This window comes from Halorubrum sp. SS7 (assembly GCF_005435055.1).
Taxonomy (GTDB): Archaea; Halobacteriota; Halobacteria; order Halobacteriales; family Haloferacaceae; genus Halorubrum; species Halorubrum salinarum.
The window spans coordinates 1-1,181 of the sequence record NZ_SGXV01000105.1 but is presented as its reverse complement, the minus strand read 5'-3'; the positions used below and the strand labels follow the sequence as shown (position 1 = coordinate 1,181).

Here is a 1,181-nt window from a genome sequence, read left to right as displayed (position 1 = left end):
GGGATCGTCAGCACCGCGTCCGCTCGCTCCGTCGCGTACGTCTTCGAGATGTTGTAGCGCTCGCTGAACGCCTCGCTCTCGTAGGTCACGGTCCGCGGCGACTCGAGGCCGTGTCGGAACTCGATGTCGACCTGCGGCTCGGGACCGGCGCCGGTGTACGACCCGTCGCCGACGTGGACGGTGACGTTGTTCTGTCCGTCTTCGAGCCACGAGACGCTGCCGCCGAGGTCGGCGAGCGTCCCGTTGTAGGAGGCGGTGTGGCCGTTCAATTTCACGACGGGATCGCGCGTCTCGGTTTTTTCCTGAATCGAGAACGTGTAGTCTACCGTTCCACTTCCGGTGCCGCTGAAATTCAATTCGCCTGTGTCTCGACTAATATCGAGTGATTTTGATTTCGTCTCACCGTCAGAGAATGACCCGAAGGAGACGGTCTGACCGGTATTCGTCGACGCATCTAACGCGCTGATCGAATTGCTGAACGCAATTTCGATGTCGCCGTATGCTTGTTTCGATGTGTCACCCGCCTGATCATACTGGTACCACACTGTAGAAGCGGAGTCATCAACTTTTAGGTAAGCTATGTCAGTCTCACCGTCACTATCGGTATTTGTCGTATCAAACTCTAATGTGTAGGTTTCGCCTTCAGACACCTCGACGTTGGTATCTGTTGAAAACGTCTGTTCGCCAGTTGTGAGCGTCGGCTCCCAGCCGTCTTTTATCAGCGTTCCTTCATCGTAGTCGGAATCGATGCCCTCCTTCACTAGGTACACGTCCACAACCGCGTTGTAGTCACTGCCTCTGACAAACCCTATATCGACTGTTATGTCCTGAATCTCGCCGGTATATCCGGGTTTGATTTTGACTGCGGAGTCGATGCCGGTATTGTCGCTGTGGTCTCCGATGAAGTGATATTCAGTGTCCGTCGTTCCGTCGCCTGTGTCGACAGCGGGGTTATACTGTCCAGATCCTACATTCCCCGTTACTGATAGTACCGGATCGCCGCCCGATCCGTCCGTCGGCTCGACAGTCCCGTCAACCGAGAAAGATCGCGTGTGATCCACGCCGACACCGGAGCCAGTTTGATTATTCCACGCGGTGTTATTGACGCCCGTCGCATTGATCACGAGGTTGTCGACGGAGTCCCGCGAGTCGAGCTGATACGTGTGCCGCGTCCCATCGAC

The 1,181-nt window shown here is 56.0% G+C and carries 1 pseudogene; it reads right to left on the bottom strand.

From position 1 onward, the window contains the following. Positions 1 to 1,181 (bottom strand): annotated as a pseudogene (locus tag EXE44_RS21575) (hypothetical protein); the annotation flags it as partial.